Source organism: Burkholderia sp. Bp9090 (assembly GCF_003857985.1).
Lineage (GTDB): Bacteria > Pseudomonadota > Gammaproteobacteria > Burkholderiales > Burkholderiaceae > Burkholderia.
The window spans coordinates 46057-61652 of record NZ_QTPV01000046.1 but is presented as its reverse complement, the minus strand read 5'-3'; the positions used below and the strand labels follow the sequence as shown (position 1 = coordinate 61652).

Below are 15596 nucleotides of genomic sequence, written 5' to 3'. Positions count from 1 at the left end.
AAGCCGGGATTCTGGTATCCGCCGTCACCGCCGGCCAAATTCAATCTGATCGGTGCGCTCAAAGGAAACGAAAGCGTTCTGGGGATAGCCGCGACGCTGGCGACCGCGCCGCTCATGTTCGTCGTGACTGGCATCAGTTCGGCGTTGAACATGCTCCGCGTGAACGCTGACCCGCCGAAGGGTTGGACGGTGGTGGCGGATGCGCCGGAACTCGACGAGCCGTTCCCGCCGAAGGCGATGCGATTCGGTAAACCCGTCGAGACGAAGGACGGCGATGCGACAAGCGACTTCAACGAAGGCAACGATCCGCCGGCTGCTTGGCGCGACGCGAACAAGAGCGACGCAGACAAGCGGGCCGATGATCCGTACGACCAGTACCAGCCGAAGAACACGGATAGCGTCGCGCAGGGTACGGCAGGCACTGAGGCCGGGCAGCGTTATGAGGACCGCGCGTTGATGCGGATGGAAGCGCGACGAACGCTGAACAGGGAATGGCTCGACGGCGACGGCCACGTGATCGGCGAGGACGGCAAAAGCGCGATGCCCGAAGGCTACAAGGAATGGCGCGACAAACAGATTGTCGATTGGCTCGATCGCGGCGCGACCAACAGCCCGACGAATCACTCAACGACGATGACCAACCCCGAGCATGCCGAAAAGGCGCTTGCGTATGACGTGGCCGTGGGCCTGTGCTACTTGACGGAAAAGCAACTCAAATCGCTGCGCATCGAGGCTGATTGGCGGATGGGCGATGGGATACCCAAAGACACCCCGAACAAGAAGTATGCCGACTATTTTGCGTCTGGCTCTTTCGCTAGAACGCCTCTCCAGGAATGGGTACACGCAGAGAAAAGCGAAGGCGAGATGCCGGCCGCAATCTCGAATGAGCGCGAAGGTCAGTTTTACTTAAAGGTTGGGGGGGCCATATGAAGATGCTGATCGCTACATGGCCGCGACGTATCGCTATCGTTATTTGTGTCTGGCTGATCACCACTGCTCTCATGGCCTGGCTGATGGCGCACGTAGAACAACCTGACCCTGCGCATTTGGAAATCGGAGATTGGATGAAACGCTTTTTTGTCGTGCCCGCACTGACTGCGGCTATGGTTTTTGCGTTCACTACGGCCATGATGCGTCCAGCACAAGGCGCACCTATCGGGGATCCGAAGGAAGGTACAGCAGTCGGATCCGCAGAATCGACGAAGCCATTCGTCGCTCAGGTTGTCGGCCTGGTCTGGTTGAATCCATTGCAACGTATGGACTACCCGACCGAATGGCAATCGTTGTGGACGCAAGGGCTTGCGACACCGAACAAAAACGATGACATGGTCCGCACCGATCCGAAGTCCTTTACCACCCTGCAATCGGTAGCGGGGATCGCATATGGCAACGAAGGCGAGGAAACGTTCGACGGCTTCTATGCCAAGTACATCGACAAATTCATCCTGCTTCTACGCGCACGTTACTTCAGCAACGTGAAATACTTCTACACCGTGAAATCCGATAGCCAGAAAGATTGGCGCGAACTCGCCGGCATACGCGTCGAAGTTGCCGTTCCGCCCCGACTCGATCCGGCCTTTGCCAAGTCGCGCATGGTCGATCGGATGATGAACTTCTTCGAGATTGGGCCGCCATCACCCAAGACGCTTTGGAGCCGCGACACGCCTCCCGACGTGCAAATCACCCAAGGCGGCGCAAACGCCGGCTTCACATCGCTGAACAACGCGCTGGATTACCTGCAGGCGAACCCCGACAAGACCGTATGGGCAATGAACTGGGACGCCCCGAACTTCCCGCCCACAGATGCGCAGATCAACGAGAACCTCGTCGTGCTGTTCCTCGCGGGCCCGAACTTCAACACCGAGCGCGAACCGCTCGCCTGGATCGGCAAGGCCGCAACCGGCAACACGCACGATTTTTCGCCGAAGGTCGGCACGACGCGAACGGTGCAGGCATGGAAAGCCACGATCGACGAAGCAGCACGCAACGCCGGTGTCGCGGTCACGGACCTGAATTACATCGTCCACGACGCAGGTGTACCCAGCGACGCAGCGTCGTCACGCGTTGTCTCGCTCGCGCGGACGTTGACGGAAACCCTTCCGGAATACGACCACACGAATCAGACGTTCAACACGGCCGCCCTGCTCGGCGACATGGGAACCGGCAGCGCATTGACCGACGTCGCACTCGCGATCGGCCGGATCAACCACTTCGGCGGTAACGCCCTGGTCGCAGGCACGACCGATCCTGAGCACCCCGTCGCCGTCGTCGTCAGACCACCATCGAAGCTCACCCCGATCGATCCCGCCAAAGACTGGTTCCGCGCACGCGGCGGCAACAATGCTTACCTCCCCTGGTGGGGTCGTCGACACGACACCGACTACGGCATGCAAGGCTATTCGTGGTGACGCAAACTACGCGGCGGCGCAATCGTTGGCGACCGGGTTCGCTCGGCCGCTCCGCCGCGCCACCCGCAATTCGGCACCGGCGATCAGAACGATGGTGAACGGCGAACGGCGTACCCCACACGACACGCATTCGCCGGTTCCGCCACGCTCGCCCCCTCAAGGCGCAAACCGCGTGAACACATAGTCGTGATTCTTCACGCGCGCCTGATGACACGCGAAGCAGGTCTGGTGCTGACCGATATCGGCCGGCACGCCGTTGATGAAGCGCCCGAAGCCCCAGCCGCCCGTCGATGCATAGCGACGCGAATCCTTCACCATCACCTGCACGGTCGTCGCCTGGCCGGGCACCGTCGCCGACGCGAACTCGTCGGACTGCTTGCGCTTGTACGCGAGCTTCACGAGGATCGCGCCGTCCGGAAACGGCAGCGTCGCCTGTTCGAGCGCGCGGATCGCGACCGGGTTGCCGAGCACCACGCGCAATTCGTCGAGCGGTGCCGCTTCCTCGGCCGGCGCGACCATTTCCCACTTCCGGTAGCCGGGCGGGATCGTCACGCCGTAGATCGGCGACGCAGCCGGCTTCGGCTGTTCGGCAAGCGCAGCCGGGCCGCTCACCGACAACGCGCCGGCCAGCAGCACGCCCGCGACGCATGCACGGCGCACGCCGCGCTGCACGACATTAGCGTGTACCCGCATCACAGATGCTCCACTTGCAGGATCGCATCCGCGAACGCCTGCGGCGCTTCCTGCGGCAGGTTGTGGCCGATGCCGCCGGTGATCGTCCGGTGCCGGTACTTGCCCGTGAACTTCTTCGCATACGCGGCCGGCTGCGGATGCGGCGCACCGTTCGCGTCGCCTTCCATCGTGATCGTCGGCACGGTGATCGCCGGGCCGGCCGCGAGCCTCCGCTCGATGTCGTCGTATTGCGCTTCGCCCTGCGCGAGCCCGAGGCGCCAGCGATAGTTGTGGATCACGACGGCCACGTGGTCGGGGTTCTGGAACGACGCGGCGCTGCGCGCGAAGGTCTCGTCGGAGAACTGCCACTTCGGCGACGCGAGCTGCCAGATCAGCTTGTTGAACGCGTCGCGGTTCGCCGCGTAGCCGAGCGCGCCGCGCTCGGTCGTGAAGTAGAACTGATACCACCACTGGAATTCCGCTTGCGGCGGCAGCGGCTTGCGGTTCGCCTCCTGGCTGCCGATCAGGTAGCCGCTCACCGACACCAGCGCCTTCACGCGCTGCGGCCACAGTGCCGCGATGATGTCGGCCGTGCGCGCACCCCAGTCGTAGCCGCCGAACACCGCGCGGTCGATCTTGAGCGCATCCATCAGCGCGACGATGTCGACGGCCGTCACCGCCTGCTGGCCGTTGCGCACCGTGTCGGCCGAGCGGAACGTCGTCGATCCGTAGCCGCGCAGGTACGGCACGATCACGCGATAGCCGGCCGCCGTGAGCAGCGGTGCAACGTCCGCGTAGCTGTAGATATCGTACGGCCAGCCGTGCAGCAGAAACACGACCGGGCCGTTCTTCGGCCCGAGATCCGCATACCCGACGTTCAGCACGCCCGCGTCGATCTGGTGGATCTTGCCGAGCGACGCCGCGCCGGCCGCGCGCTTCGGCGTCGACGCATCGGGCGCCGACTGCGCGCGCGCCAGCGAGCCGAACCCGAGGTCGGCCAGGCTCAGGCTGGCGAGTGTCGTGCCCAGAATCAGGCGGCGGCGGGTGTTGACGGTATCAGGCATGACGCGTTCTCCATTGTCGATCGGTAAGAAAGGGGCCCGCGGCACGTGCGGGCGATGCGGTATCGCCATTCACGGCGGCGGCGCATCGCACCGCGCCGCCGTGTGAATCGCTTCACCGGTTTTATATCCGAACCGCCCGGACGCTTTGTATGCCAACGTATCTGTGTTCGGGTACGACATACAGCGATTCAAAATCGTGGCGGAAACGGGTGTTCGCGGTCGGCCGCGCGCGACGCGCGACACGAGCCGGCATCGCCACCGGCCCGCGTTTTCCCGTCAAGCCACGCTTACGCGCGACGCAACGGCCGGAACCCGGCACGCACTTCGCGGGCGAACAGTTCCGGCTCCTCCCAAGCCGCGAAATGCCCGCCCTTGTCGACTTCGTTGAAGTAGATCAGGTTGTGATAGCTGCGCTCGGCCCAGCTGCGCGGCGCCTGGTAGATCTCGCCGGGGAACACCGTGATCGCCGCCGGCAGCGAGATGTCCACCGCGTTGAAGTTGTTCGAGTGATCCTCCCAGTAGATCTGCGCGGCGGACGTCGCCGTGTTGGTCAGCCAGTACAACGAAATGTCGTCGAGAATCTCGTCGCGCGGGATCGACCGTTCCGGCACGCCGCCGCTGTAGGTCCACTGCGAGATCTTGTCGTACATCCACGCGGCCTGACCCGACGGCGAATCGGCCAGCGCGTAGCCGACCGTCTGCGGACGCGTGACCATCATCGCCGAGTAGCCGCAGTTGTCGCGATAGAACGTCGCGAGCTTCTCGTACGCGGCCTTCTCCTTCGGCGCCAGCGACGCCGGTGCCGGCGCGTCGGTCTGGAGCAGCGTCGCGATGTCCGGCGGCACCGTCGCCGGCATGTTCACGTGAATCCCGGCCAGGCCCTGCACGCGCTGCATCGCCATCCGGTGCGAGATCACCGAGCCGCAGTCGCCGCCCTGCGACACGAAGCGCGTATAGCCAAGCCGCGCCATCAGCTCGCCCCAGGCACGCGCGATGTGGTCGGAGCCCCAGCCCGTCTTCGCCGGACGCCCCGAGAAACCGAAGCCCGGCAGCGACGGCACGACGACGTGGAACGCATCGTCGGCACTCGCACCGTGCGCGGTCGGGTCGGTCAGCGGGCCGATCGCCTTCAGCAGCTCGAAGATCGAACCGGGCCAGCCGTGCGTCATGATCATCGGCATCGCGTTCGCGTGCCGCGAGCGCACGTGGATGAAGTGAATGTCGAGCCCGTCGATCTCGGTGATGAACATCGGAAAGCCGTTCAGGCGCGCCTCGCCCTTGCGCCAGTCGTATTCGGTACCCCAGTAACGCAGCAGCGCCTGCATGCGCGCGAGCCGCACGCCCTGCGATTCGTCGGCGACGGTCTCGCGGCCCGACCAGCGCGTCGCGGCAAGGCGGCGGCGCAGGTCGGCCAGTGCGTCGTCGGGGATATGGGCGGTGAACGGGCGTATGCCGTCGCCGCCGGTGGCCGCACGCAGCGCGGCGGTGGGCAGCATCGCGGAGACCCCGGCGGCCACGGAAGTGGCCAGCAGGTGGCGACGCGTCGGGGAAAACGGTGTGGAAGACATCGTTCGGCATCTCCTTTCGTGAAGTGGAAAGTGAACATGCCGCGCGTCCGAGCGCGCCTTCGCTTTCATTCGGGCACACGCCGGTCACGCGGCGTTGCCCATTTGAAAGGTCTGATGTATCGGGGATTTGTCTGACTTGTACGCGTTTGTAGCAAAAAAAACGCGGACGTCGCCGTCAGGGCGCGACCCAACGGCCCTCGTAGCCGTCGTCGTTCACGTCGAACACCGCGCGGCGATGGCCGCTGCACGCGAGTTCGAGCCAGTCGACGCGCGTCACGGTGACGTGGAGCAGGCAGAAGTTCCGGTAACCGTCGTCGATGGCCGCTGTGCCTGTGGTTGCGCCTGCCGCGACGTGCGCCTCTTCGGGCGACTCGATCGGCGTGCCCGGGCGCAGCGGTGCGCGATACAGCAGCAGCGTATGCGGACGGCTCGATTGCCAGACCGCGCGACGTTGCGCTTCGTCGTCGCAGATCGATGCCACGCCTTCCGCGCGAATCTGCACGAGTGAATCGAGATCGTTCGCGACGATGGCGATACGCGCGTCACGGCGCAATTCCGCGACCTTCTCCGAACGCACATCGGTATGGAACGACAGCAGGCGATCGGCGCGGCTCACTTGCCGCAACACGATGGTGCGCACCTTCGGCGCACCATCGAGGCCGAGCGTCGCGGCCTGCAGCATCGTGAACGGCGAGCGCTGCGTGCCGACGCCGGACTCGAGGCAGGACCAAAGGCGGTCGTACGTCTCCGTCAGCGATTCGGAAGGGGAGTCGGTGTCCGACATGATGGCGTGGCGATCCTGCGCGATTCGATCGCGACAGCTTAACCGTTTCGGCGACGAGCTTTCCTTGCGAGCCCGCCGCCGCGGGGTTCAGTTGTAGCCGAGGACGGCCGGTGCGGCGTCACGCGTGTCGGTCGACTCCGCGCCGAAGCGGCCGAGTACGTCGGCCACGTACTGCGGCCCCGCGCTGATCTGCGACGACTTGTGCGCGACGGGACGGATATCGGCCATGCCCGGCGCTTCGTCCATCCATGCGGTGTGGTTGATGATCATGTTCATGTGTGTCTCCTCACGCGGCCAGCGCCGCACCATACGCGCGCACGAGGCGCGCCACGCCTTCCCGGATCGCGTCGACATCGGGCGCGGCGAACGACAGCCGCAGCGATGCCGCGTCGACGTTGTCCGCGAAGAACGCCTTGCCCGGCACGAAGACGACCTTGTTCGCGATCGCCTGTTGCAGCAGCACGTCCGACGACACCGCGCCGATGCGCGCCCACACGAACATCCCGCCTTCGGGACGATGGAACGTGATCGCGTCGCCGAGACCGTCGCGCAGCGCGTCGCACATCGCGTCGCACTTGCTCTGGTAGGCCGCCGTGATGCGCGGCAGATGGCGTTCGAGTGCGCAGTCGGCGAGATACTCGGCGGCGGTGGCTTGCGTCCACGGCGTGCTGCACAGGTCGACCGTCTGCTTCGCGATCACGCAGCGCCGCGCGATTTCGGCCGGCGCGATCGTCCAGCCAACGCGCAGCCCCGGCGCGACGATTTTCGACAGGCTCGCGAAATGCACGATCCAGTCGCGCGCGCCTTCGACGTCGTTCGCGAGTGCAAGCATCGACGGCACCGGTTCACCCGCGAAACGCAGGTCGCCGTAGGGATCGTCCTCGACGATCAGGAAACGGTATTGCACCGCGAGGCGCAGCAACTTCAGCCGGCGTTCGCGCGTGAGCGTCGCGCCGGTCGGGTTCGCGAAGGTCGGGACCGTGTAGAGCAGCTTCGGCTGCACGATCGCGCCGGATGCGAGTTGCGACGCGAGGCGGTCGACGTCGAGCCCTTCGCCGTCGACGGGGATCGTGACGATGCGCGCCTTTTGCAGACGCATCGCCGACAGCGTCGCCGGGTACGCCGGCTGTTCGGTCAGCACGACGTCGCCGGGGCCGACCATCACGCGCAATAGCAGATCGAGGCCCTGCTGCGAGCCGGTCGTGACGAGCAGTTCGGCGGGCGTGCACGTCACGTTGCGGCGCGCCATCAACGCGATCAGTTGCTGCTTCAGTTCGGCGAGGCCGTCGGTCGGGCCGTATTGCAGGCAGCGGACCGGCTGGGCGTATGCGCGTTCGGCGGCGGCGTTCAGGCCGTCGACGTCGAACAGGTCGCTGGCCGGGTAACCGCCGGCGAACGAAATCATCCCCGGCTCGGAGAGGTATTTGAACAGCTCGCGGATCGGCGAACCGGCAGGATTCTGGAATGAAGGCGTGAACGCGTACATGTCGTCGTGAGCTGGATGGCAGCGACGGCCGGGATAGCCGACGGGTGCCGCCCGCCAAGGCGCTTCAGGCGCCAACGGCGGGAATTCGAGCCACGATTGTCGATAGTCATTAACGCTGCGGCAAACGATATCTATGCACTAGGTCTTGCGGTTTGGTCATCAAATGGGCGGCGCTCGCCGCTTCTCGGGAGGTCGGCAGACTCCCCCGGTTTCCGGTTGTCGGCGGCTCGGTGACCCGACATCACCCGCCTTTCCCGCGCTCTCCAAGCAATTCCGAGCGCCCGATCACTTCTCTTCCATTGTCGGCCTTGTCCGCATCCGAGAAACCGGCGGCATCAATCACCGGTGTGAGCGCCCTCAGTGCCGCCTGCGGTTTGGCACTCCGTAGCGACGCCATCCCTTCGTTCCACGCATGCAGCATCTGCTTTGCCACCCACTGCCACCGCGTATCGTTTTTTGCCGCTTCGGCGACTGCCTTCCCGGTGGACACGGCCGAATCGCAGAGCGCCTCGACCATCTCGCGATATTGCTTCGGCGGGATGCCGAGCCGGGAGTTGAAGAAGCGCTCCAGCGTCTTCCCGGGTGCCCATGTCTTGCGACCGTCGACGCTCAGCGCGGGCGGATTGTTCGCAAACCGCGGGTAAGCCTCCGTGGTGACGATGTCATAGGCGGGGGTGTAGAGGACATCATCGATGCCCGAGTACAGGAGAGCGATGTTCTTGGCATGGCAGTCCGCGTTACGCACCACATGATTGGTGATGATCAGCCAGCCTAGCTGTTCGGCCTGCCGCCTCCAATTTGCAGCGTGGACGTATGGTTTCGTTGCGTTGACAACCTGTTCCATTGACGGACGGTACTTCTCGTGCGGAGGCAGGCCAAGCAGGCTGCACGCGTCTTCCACGCCATATGCCGGTTTGCCTTGCTCGTCCACGTCGAAACGATCGACGACGAGCACGCGACCATCGTCCGACATCGTGGTATCCGCGACGCGGGCGACGCCCAGCCTTGCCAGCACCTGCATCGAGTAATGTTCATTGAAGCCCAGATACGGCGTTTGCTCATCGGAGCCTTTGATGATGTGCCTGCTCGTGCGCAGTGTCTGCTTGCCGACAGGCGTCTGCAACGATGAGGATTCAGGTGCCAGGAACTTGGGCACGGCTCCGGAAATCGCCGCGCGAGCGTAGTACCGCACCAGTTCTGCGAAGTGATCGGTCGTCATGTCCTCGTGCAGCAGGCGCTTGAGATCGACCGGTTCGAGCTCGCCGCCTGGCGAGCCTCCTTCGGGTGAGACGGTCACGCGGCCAATGCCCGAGCTTCCGATAACAGCCAGTAGCGAAAGGTCCGTTCCGTCCAGATAAGGACCGAACTGCTCACGAATCACCTGAAGGAGAAAACCTTCCGGCAAGTTCTGGCGAAAGAAGGGATGCAAGTCGCGAGGCCACACCCATGCATTTTCGCGAACGGGCATCGTCAAGCCGACAAAGTTGTCGGCGGTCGCATCGTCGGTGTAGCGCAACGCATAATCGTCCGCCTGACGATTGAGATGAGCGACAAGCTTGCCTTTGACATAGACGTTAAGGCGCATCTCGTCAGTCCTCGGTCTTGCGCTGTTCGGCCAGAACATCGTCCAGCGTGCGCTGATGTCCGCGCCGAACCATGCGCAGATCGTAGCCGGCTGCCTCAAGCAGGCGCACCAGCGCGGATACGCTCATGTCGCTTCGTGCAAGCGTTTCCATACGGGCAAGCGTCGTACGGGCGATGCCGGCGCGCTCCGCGAGCTCTCTCTGGGAAAGCCCCACCGCGCTGCGCGCTTCTTTCAGCATCTCTCCGACATCGGACAATGTGGTCATTTGTAGCCCCGGGGCATCAAAAATGAGTGAACCTAGCTTAATTGTAGCCCCAAAGGCACAAATTGCCATCTGCGGTTTTGTATCCCCAGGGATACAAAAATTGATGAAACAGGCACCGATGTAGCCCAAGGGCTACATGATTGGCTACACGCGGTCGATATCGACAAACGATACCCATCGATCACGGTCTTGCGGTTTGATCATCGATTGAGGGACGTGATGCGGCCGTGCCGCGCGCACAAATAGAGTACGTTCGACGGTTTTCGACGGGTACGTGTTGGCGCTTCACGGCGGCTCGCGGCCGTGGCAGTTGTCACAGGTGACTACAGGTGTGCCGCTACATGCGTTGATGGCCGCACGGAAGCGACGCCGCACCTAGCCCCAAGATGCGCGCGCCCCCGAGGCATCTTCCGTCATCGAGCCCTCGCCGCGAAACTCCCCCATCAGCGGCACACAATATCGACCGCCAGAATCTCATACCCCGGATCGGCGTTCTCGCTCGCCACCTTTTTCGCTTCTTCATACGAAAGAAAGGACATCGCTTCCTCGATCTCCGGTGCCATGCCGATGTCGCCGTCCTCGCCGGTACAGAGGAACTGAAGCCCGGTCTTCACGACATAGATGGTCGTCATGTCTCCCTCCATGGTGTGCATGGGGAACTTCCAGTCTAGCCTCCGCGCTCCCTTATTCAACTCCGGCAACGCCGGCCGGCAGCCGCCCCCCGCCCCGCCCCCGATTACCTAGGTAATTGACACGTATGGACCTAGGTAATTGGCGTCCCTACGATGTTTTCGACGCGAACCGAACCATACCTACGAAGAGGACACGACCATGACCACCCAGGACGTCGATACCAGCACGCTACGACGCGTGATCGCCGCAGCCTCGATCGGCAATTTCGTCGAGTGGTTCGATTTCGCCGCATACGGCTTTCTCGCCACCATCCTGACGCGCGAATTCTTTCCGAGCGGCGATCCCACGGTCGGTCTCCTGAAGACCTTCGCCGTCTTCGCGGTGGCCTTCGCATTCCGCCCGCTGGGCGGCCTGGTCTTCGGCGTCATCGGCGACCGGATCGGCCGCAAGCGCACGCTTGCGCTGACGATCCTGATGATGGCCGGCTCGACCACATTGATCGGCCTGCTCCCGACCTACGCGAGCATCGGTTATTGGGCGCCGTTGCTGCTCACGATCATCCGCTGCGTCCAGGGGTTCTCGGCAGGCGGCGAATACGCCGGCGCATGCGCGTACGTGATGGAACACGCACCGCGCCGCCGCCGCGCGTTCTTCGGCAGCTTCGTGCCGGTGTCGACCTTCTCGTCGTTCGCCTGCGCGGCCGTGGTCGCCTATCTGCTCGAATCGTCGCTGTCGTCGCAGGCAATGGTCGAATGGGGCTGGCGCGTGCCGTTCCTGATCGCGGCACCCGTCGGCCTCATCGGCGTGTACCTGCGCGTGAACCTGAATGAAACGCCCGCGTTCCAGGCGCTCGAAGGCAAGCACGACATCGCGCATGCGCCGCTGATGGAAACGCTGCGTTCGCAGTCGCTGAATATCCTGAAGCTCGGCGCGTTCGTGTCCGTGACGGCGCTGTCGTTCTACACGTTCACGACCTATTTCGCGACCTACCTCCAAGTGGCCGGGCACCTGTCTCGCGGCACGTCGCTCCTGGTGACGGTGCTCGCCCTCTTCTTCGCCGCGGCCCTGTGCCCGGTCGCCGGCTTCTTCTCCGACCTCGTCGGCCGCCGCGCGACGATCGCCACGACCGGCCTCTTCATCATCGTGTCGGTGTATCCGGCGTTCTCGCTGGGCGGCTCGGGCGTGCTGTCGCAATCGCTGGCCGGCGTCGCGCTGCTGGCCATCGGCGCGGTGTTCTCGGGCGTCGTGACGGCACCGCTGATGTCGGAAGTGTTCGCGACGAAAACGCGCTATACCGCATCGGCGATCACGTACAACCTCGCGTACACGATCTTCGGCGGTACCGCACCGCTCGTCGCCACGTGGCTGATCTCGGCGACGGGGACCAACCTGTCGCCCGCTTATTACCTGATCGCCGTGTCGATCCTGGCGATGATCGGCGGCCTGTCCCTGCCGGAAACGTCGAAGACGGCGCTCGAAGACGCAGGTCCGGCAACCGCGAGAACCGGCCAGTCCGCCAAGCGCGGCGTCGAAGGCGCGGTTTGAGTACACGCCCCGCTCGTGCAAACGGGGCCGACTAAACCAACGCATGGAGCAACACCATGACGAGCCTTCACGACGCCAGCATCATCATTGACGGCCTGAACATCTCCCGCTTCGAGCGATCGGTGTTCGAAGACATGCGCAAGGGCGGCGTCACGGCCGTCAACTGCACGGTCTCCGTGTGGGAAGACTTCCAGAAGACGATCGACAACATCGCGGAGATGAAGCAGCAGATCCGCGAATACAGTGAAATCCTCACGCTGGTGCGCACGACGGACGACATCCTGCGCGCGAAGAAGGAGAACAAGACCGGCATCATCCTCGGCTTCCAGAACTCATATGCGTTCGAGGACAACCTCGGCTATATCGAAGTGTTCAAGGAACTCGGCGTGAATGTGGTGCAGCTCTGCTACAACACGCAGAACCTCGTCGGCACGGGTTCCTACGAACCGGATGGCGGATTGTCCGGCTACGGCCGCGAAGTGATCCAGGAGATGAACCGTGTCGGCATCATGGTGGATCTCTCGCACGTCGGCGCGAAAACCTCGTCCGACGCGATCGCCTGTTCGAAGAAGCCGGTCACCTACTCGCACTGCTGCCCGTCCGCGCTGAAGGAACATCCGCGCAACAAGACGGACGAGCAACTGCGCGAGATCGCGGAGGCGAACGGCTTCGTGGGCGTCACGATGTTCATGCCGTTCCTGCGACGCGGCGCCGATGCAACCATCGACGATTACCTCGAAGCGATCGAATACGTGATCGACGTGATCGGCGAGGACAAGGTCGGAATCGGCACGGACTTCACGCAGGGCTACAGCACCGAGTTCTTCGACTGGATCACGCACGACAAGGGCCGCTATCGCCGCCTGACGGACTTCGGCAAGGTCGTCAATCCGGAAGGCATCCGCACGATCGGCGAATTCCCGAACCTGACGGCCGCGATGCAACGCGCCGGCTGGAGCGAGTCGCGCATCAGGAAGGTGATGGGCGAGAACTGGCTGCGGGTGTTCGGCGAAGTCTGGAACGGTTGATCGCACGACACGAACCCACCACGCACCCGCCATGCAGCCACAATTGCCGATCGACGTCGATCCGGACACCGGTGTCTGGACCACCGACGCGCTGCCGATGCTGTACGTGCCGCGCCATTTCTTCACGAACAATCATGTCGCCGTGGAAGAGGCGCTCGGCCGCGAAGCCTACGCGTCGATTCTCTACAAGGCCGGCTACAAGTCGGCCTATCACTGGTGCGACAAGGAGGCGAAGCAGCACGGCATCGCCGGCATGGCCGTGTTCGAACATTATCTGAAGCGTCTGTCGCAGCGCGGCTGGGGCGTGTTCAGCATTGCCGAAGCCGATCCGGCGACGTCGCACGCGCGCATCCATCTGCATCACTCGTCCTTCGTGCTGGCCCAGCCCGACAAGCACGGCAAGCTCTGCTACATGTTCGCGGGCTGGTTCTCCGGCGCAATGGACTGGGTCAACGATACCGCGCCCGACACGGCGAGCAGGGGCCCGCGTGCGCATTCGACCGAACTCCGGTGCGCGGGCGAAGGGCACGACTGCTGCGTCTTTCACGTCGGTTGAATGTGCTGCAAGCGCTACGGCTACAATCCGACAGGAGCGAACCTGCCCGATAGCCTGGGTCCGACCACGGTTCGGACCCGCCGACCCGATGCCGAACATGACCGACACGATGCCAAGCCTCGACTACGAAGATCTCTTCAGGCATCTGCCCGTCGCCGCGATCGTGGCGAAAGAGCGCATCATGATCGACTGCAACGAGAAGGCGCTGCAACTGTTCAGGGCGACCCGCGACGACATCATCGACCAATCGTTCGCGAAGCTGTATCCGCAGCAGAAGGACTTCGCGACGACCGGCCGTCGCCTCGCGCCGCTGCTCGCGAAGCGTGCGGGGTTCAGCGACGATCGCATCATGCGCCGCATCGACGGCAGCCATTTCTGGGTCACCGTGTGCGGCTTCGGCTACAACCCGAAGCGGCCTTTCGAGCTGGCCATCTGGACCTTCACCGACCTGTCGGGCGACGCGAAGCATCCCGACGTCGCCAGCACGTTGACCGATCGCGAGCGCGACGTCGCGGCATTCCTGGTTCACGGGCTCACCAGCAAGGAAATCGGCAAGGAGCTGAACATCAGCCCGCGCACGGTCGATATTCATCGCGCGAGCTTGTTGAGGAAGTACGAGGTGCGCACGACGCACGATCTGATCGCCTGCTTGCTGGCCTGAGCCGCTCGCGCCGGAACGACGCGTCCGGCCTCCCGCTCCGATAAAAAAAGCCCGGCAAAGCCGGGCCAATCAGTTTGAGACACAAGGAGAATCCCGCCCACCACACACCGGGCGGTCACGCCGCGCTACACGACGTTCTTTTCGACGATCGGCCGGTTTTCGAGCACACGCTCCCAGCCGAGCGACGACAGGTCGAGCGATTCGTATCGCCCGCCCAGGATCAGCTCGCTCACTCCACGCCCGGTCGCGGGCCCTTGCTGCAGCCCGTGCCCGCTATACCCGTTCGCGAACACGACGTTGTCGAGCTCGGGGTGATACCCGATGATCGCGTTGTGATCGAACACGTTGTACTCGTAGTACCCGGACCAGCAGTTCTCCACGCGCAGCGCTTCGAACTCCGGCACGCGATTCGCGAGCGTCGGCCAGATCACCTCGTCGAACAGGTCGTGATCGACCTCGTCGAGCGGCAGGTCGTCGGGGTCGCGATCGGGGCTCGGCGACGTCCCGCAGATGTACGTGCGTCCTTCCGGCCGGAAATACACGCCGGTCGGATCGATCAGCAGCGGGCAATCGGTGAGCTTCGCCGGCGACGACACGTTGAAGATGCTGCGACGCCGCGCGTACACGGGAATGTCGATGCCCATCATCGACGACAGCGTGCGCGTCCACGCACCGGCCGCGTTGACGAGCGTGTCGCATGCGTAGCGCTCGCCGTCGTTCGTCACCACGTGCGTGATCTTGCGACCATCGCGCACGACGCCGGTCACATCGGCCGGCACATACCGCGCGCCGAGCGCCTGCGCCTTCTTGCGCAGCGCCTGCACGAGCCCGTAACCGTCGAACCACCCTTCGCCGCTCGCGCCATAGGCGCCCGACACGAGATCGTCGACGTTCAGCCAGGGAAACTTCGCGCGCAGCGCGTCGCGATCCATCAACCGGATATCGGCGCCGAGCTTCGTCTGCAGCGCATGGTTCTCGCGCAGCGTCGCATCGCCTGCCGGCGTCGCGAGAAACAGGTAGCCGCCTTCATGCAGATCGATCGACGGGCGCGTGCCGTCGACTTCGAGCCGCTCGCCGATCGTGCGCAGGAAGTCGATCCCGAACAGCGACATCTCGATCGACAGCGGCGTCGAGAACTGCTGGCGAATCGACGCGGCCGACAGCGCCGACGACGATTTCGCATAGGTGGGATCGCGTTCGATGACGGTGACGGACACCGTCGGATCGGTAGCGCGCAGGAAATAGGCGATCGAGCTGCCGATCACACCACCGCCGACGATGACGACTTGAGAACTCACGACTGACTCCAGTTGCACGTGAAAGGCGCGGCCGGCCGGCCGC

Annotated in this window: 15 protein-coding genes and 1 pseudogene; 6 read left to right on the top strand and 10 right to left on the bottom strand. The window is 64.0% G+C overall.

What is annotated here, in order from left to right:
• Both DIE16_RS30205 and DIE16_RS30200 read left to right on the top strand, forming a co-directional pair.
• Nucleotides 1–930: hypothetical protein (locus DIE16_RS30205; protein ID WP_124894001.1), on the top strand; the 930-nt coding region annotated here is incomplete at its 5' end.
• Nucleotides 927–2408, top strand: a complete 1482-nt coding sequence (locus DIE16_RS30200; protein ID WP_260434477.1) for a virulence factor — start codon at nucleotides 927–929, stop codon at nucleotides 2406–2408. The genes DIE16_RS30205 and DIE16_RS30200, both read left to right, overlap by 4 nt.
• Before the next feature lie 156 nt (nucleotides 2409–2564).
• Here the strand turns inward: DIE16_RS30200 and DIE16_RS30195 are convergent, their stop codons facing one another.
• The 9 genes from DIE16_RS30195 to DIE16_RS30150 all read right to left on the bottom strand — a co-directional run bounded on the left by DIE16_RS30195 (nucleotide 2565) and on the right by DIE16_RS30150 (nucleotide 10464).
• A complete protein-coding gene (locus tag DIE16_RS30195; protein WP_124894000.1) occupies nucleotides 2565–3101 on the bottom strand; it encodes a cytochrome P460 family protein in 537 nt (178 codons plus the stop codon).
• A complete protein-coding gene (locus tag DIE16_RS30190) occupies nucleotides 3101–4144 on the bottom strand; it encodes an alpha/beta fold hydrolase (RefSeq protein WP_124893999.1) in 1044 nt (347 codons plus the stop codon). The genes DIE16_RS30195 and DIE16_RS30190 overlap by 1 nt, the downstream gene beginning before the upstream one ends.
• A gap of 287 nt (nucleotides 4145–4431) precedes the next feature.
• Entirely contained in the window at nucleotides 4432–5712 is a 1281-nt protein-coding gene (locus DIE16_RS30180; RefSeq protein WP_124893997.1) for an epoxide hydrolase family protein, read from the bottom strand.
• Between the two features lie 175 nt (nucleotides 5713–5887).
• Complete coding sequence (locus DIE16_RS30175; protein ID WP_124893996.1) at nucleotides 5888–6496, bottom strand: pyridoxamine 5'-phosphate oxidase family protein; 609 nt, start codon at nucleotides 6494–6496, stop codon at nucleotides 5888–5890.
• Between the two features lie 87 nt (nucleotides 6497–6583).
• Nucleotides 6584–6772 carry a hypothetical protein gene (locus tag DIE16_RS30170; protein ID WP_044849029.1) on the bottom strand — a complete coding sequence of 63 codons (189 nt, stop codon included), beginning with the start codon at nucleotides 6770–6772 and terminating at the stop codon, nucleotides 6584–6586.
• 10 nt (nucleotides 6773–6782) lie between these two features.
• On the bottom strand, nucleotides 6783–7982 hold the full coding sequence (locus DIE16_RS30165; protein ID WP_124893995.1) for a PLP-dependent aminotransferase family protein: 1200 nt from the start codon (nucleotides 7980–7982) through the stop codon (nucleotides 6783–6785).
• Between the two features lie 241 nt (nucleotides 7983–8223).
• Complete coding sequence (locus tag DIE16_RS30160) at nucleotides 8224–9567, bottom strand: type II toxin-antitoxin system HipA family toxin (RefSeq protein WP_124893994.1); 1344 nt, start codon at nucleotides 9565–9567, stop codon at nucleotides 8224–8226.
• 4 nt (nucleotides 9568–9571) lie between these two features.
• Nucleotides 9572–9832 (bottom strand): helix-turn-helix transcriptional regulator, encoded by a 261-nt coding sequence (locus DIE16_RS30155; RefSeq protein ID WP_124893993.1) that lies wholly within the window; start codon nucleotides 9830–9832, stop codon nucleotides 9572–9574.
• A 443-nt stretch (nucleotides 9833–10275) separates the two neighbouring features.
• Nucleotides 10276–10464, bottom strand: a complete 189-nt coding sequence (locus tag DIE16_RS30150) for a hypothetical protein (protein WP_059819600.1) — start codon at nucleotides 10462–10464, stop codon at nucleotides 10276–10278.
• A 199-nt stretch (nucleotides 10465–10663) separates the two neighbouring features.
• On the opposite strand from DIE16_RS30150, the gene DIE16_RS30145 reads away from it, so the two are divergent.
• The 4 genes and pseudogenes from DIE16_RS30145 to DIE16_RS30130 all read left to right on the top strand — a co-directional run bounded on the left by DIE16_RS30145 (nucleotide 10664) and on the right by DIE16_RS30130 (nucleotide 14255).
• Nucleotides 10664–12010 carry an MFS transporter gene (locus tag DIE16_RS30145; protein ID WP_044849019.1) on the top strand — a complete coding sequence of 449 codons (1347 nt, stop codon included), beginning with the start codon at nucleotides 10664–10666 and terminating at the stop codon, nucleotides 12008–12010.
• 56 nt (nucleotides 12011–12066) lie between these two features.
• Complete coding sequence (locus DIE16_RS30140; protein WP_124489282.1) at nucleotides 12067–13038, top strand: dipeptidase; 972 nt, start codon at nucleotides 12067–12069, stop codon at nucleotides 13036–13038.
• Between the two features lie 31 nt (nucleotides 13039–13069).
• Nucleotides 13070–13294 (top strand): annotated as a pseudogene (locus DIE16_RS37580) (DUF5943 domain-containing protein); the annotation flags it as partial.
• 388 nt (nucleotides 13295–13682) lie between these two features.
• The gene (locus DIE16_RS30130) at nucleotides 13683–14255 is read left to right on the top strand and encodes a PAS and helix-turn-helix domain-containing protein (protein ID WP_124489280.1); all 573 of its coding nucleotides are present in this window, start codon (nucleotides 13683–13685) and stop codon (nucleotides 14253–14255) included.
• A gap of 125 nt (nucleotides 14256–14380) precedes the next feature.
• On the opposite strand, the gene DIE16_RS30125 is transcribed toward DIE16_RS30130, so the two are convergent.
• Nucleotides 14381–15553 carry an FAD-binding oxidoreductase gene (locus tag DIE16_RS30125; protein WP_124489279.1) on the bottom strand — a complete coding sequence of 391 codons (1173 nt, stop codon included), beginning with the start codon at nucleotides 15551–15553 and terminating at the stop codon, nucleotides 14381–14383.
• Between the last annotated feature and the right edge of the window lie 43 nt (nucleotides 15554–15596).

Bases quoted from the DNA above. Each gene is read 5' to 3' on its own strand.
- DIE16_RS30140 (WP_124489282.1), top strand. From the start codon at position 12,067: ATGACGAGCCTTCACGACGCCAGCATCATCATTGACGGCCTGAACATC.
- DIE16_RS30165 (WP_124893995.1), bottom strand. From the start codon at position 7,982: ATGTACGCGTTCACGCCTTCATTCCAGAATCCTGCCGGTTCGCCGATC.
- DIE16_RS30145 (WP_044849019.1), top strand. From the start codon at position 10,664: ATGACCACCCAGGACGTCGATACCAGCACGCTACGACGCGTGATCGCC.
- DIE16_RS30200 (WP_260434477.1), top strand. From the start codon at position 927: ATGAAGATGCTGATCGCTACATGGCCGCGACGTATCGCTATCGTTATT.
- DIE16_RS30195 (WP_124894000.1), bottom strand. From the start codon at position 3,101: ATGCGGGTACACGCTAATGTCGTGCAGCGCGGCGTGCGCCGTGCATGC.
- DIE16_RS30170 (WP_044849029.1), bottom strand. From the start codon at position 6,772: ATGAACATGATCATCAACCACACCGCATGGATGGACGAAGCGCCGGGC.
- DIE16_RS30155 (WP_124893993.1), bottom strand. From the start codon at position 9,832: ATGACCACATTGTCCGATGTCGGAGAGATGCTGAAAGAAGCGCGCAGC.
- DIE16_RS30160 (WP_124893994.1), bottom strand. From the start codon at position 9,567: ATGCGCCTTAACGTCTATGTCAAAGGCAAGCTTGTCGCTCATCTCAAT.
- DIE16_RS30175 (WP_124893996.1), bottom strand. From the start codon at position 6,496: ATGTCGGACACCGACTCCCCTTCCGAATCGCTGACGGAGACGTACGAC.
- DIE16_RS30180 (WP_124893997.1), bottom strand. From the start codon at position 5,712: ATGTCTTCCACACCGTTTTCCCCGACGCGTCGCCACCTGCTGGCCACT.
- DIE16_RS30150 (WP_059819600.1), bottom strand. From the start codon at position 10,464: ATGACGACCATCTATGTCGTGAAGACCGGGCTTCAGTTCCTCTGTACC.
- DIE16_RS30130 (WP_124489280.1), top strand. From the start codon at position 13,683: ATGCCGAACATGACCGACACGATGCCAAGCCTCGACTACGAAGATCTC.
- DIE16_RS30190 (WP_124893999.1), bottom strand. From the start codon at position 4,144: ATGCCTGATACCGTCAACACCCGCCGCCGCCTGATTCTGGGCACGACA.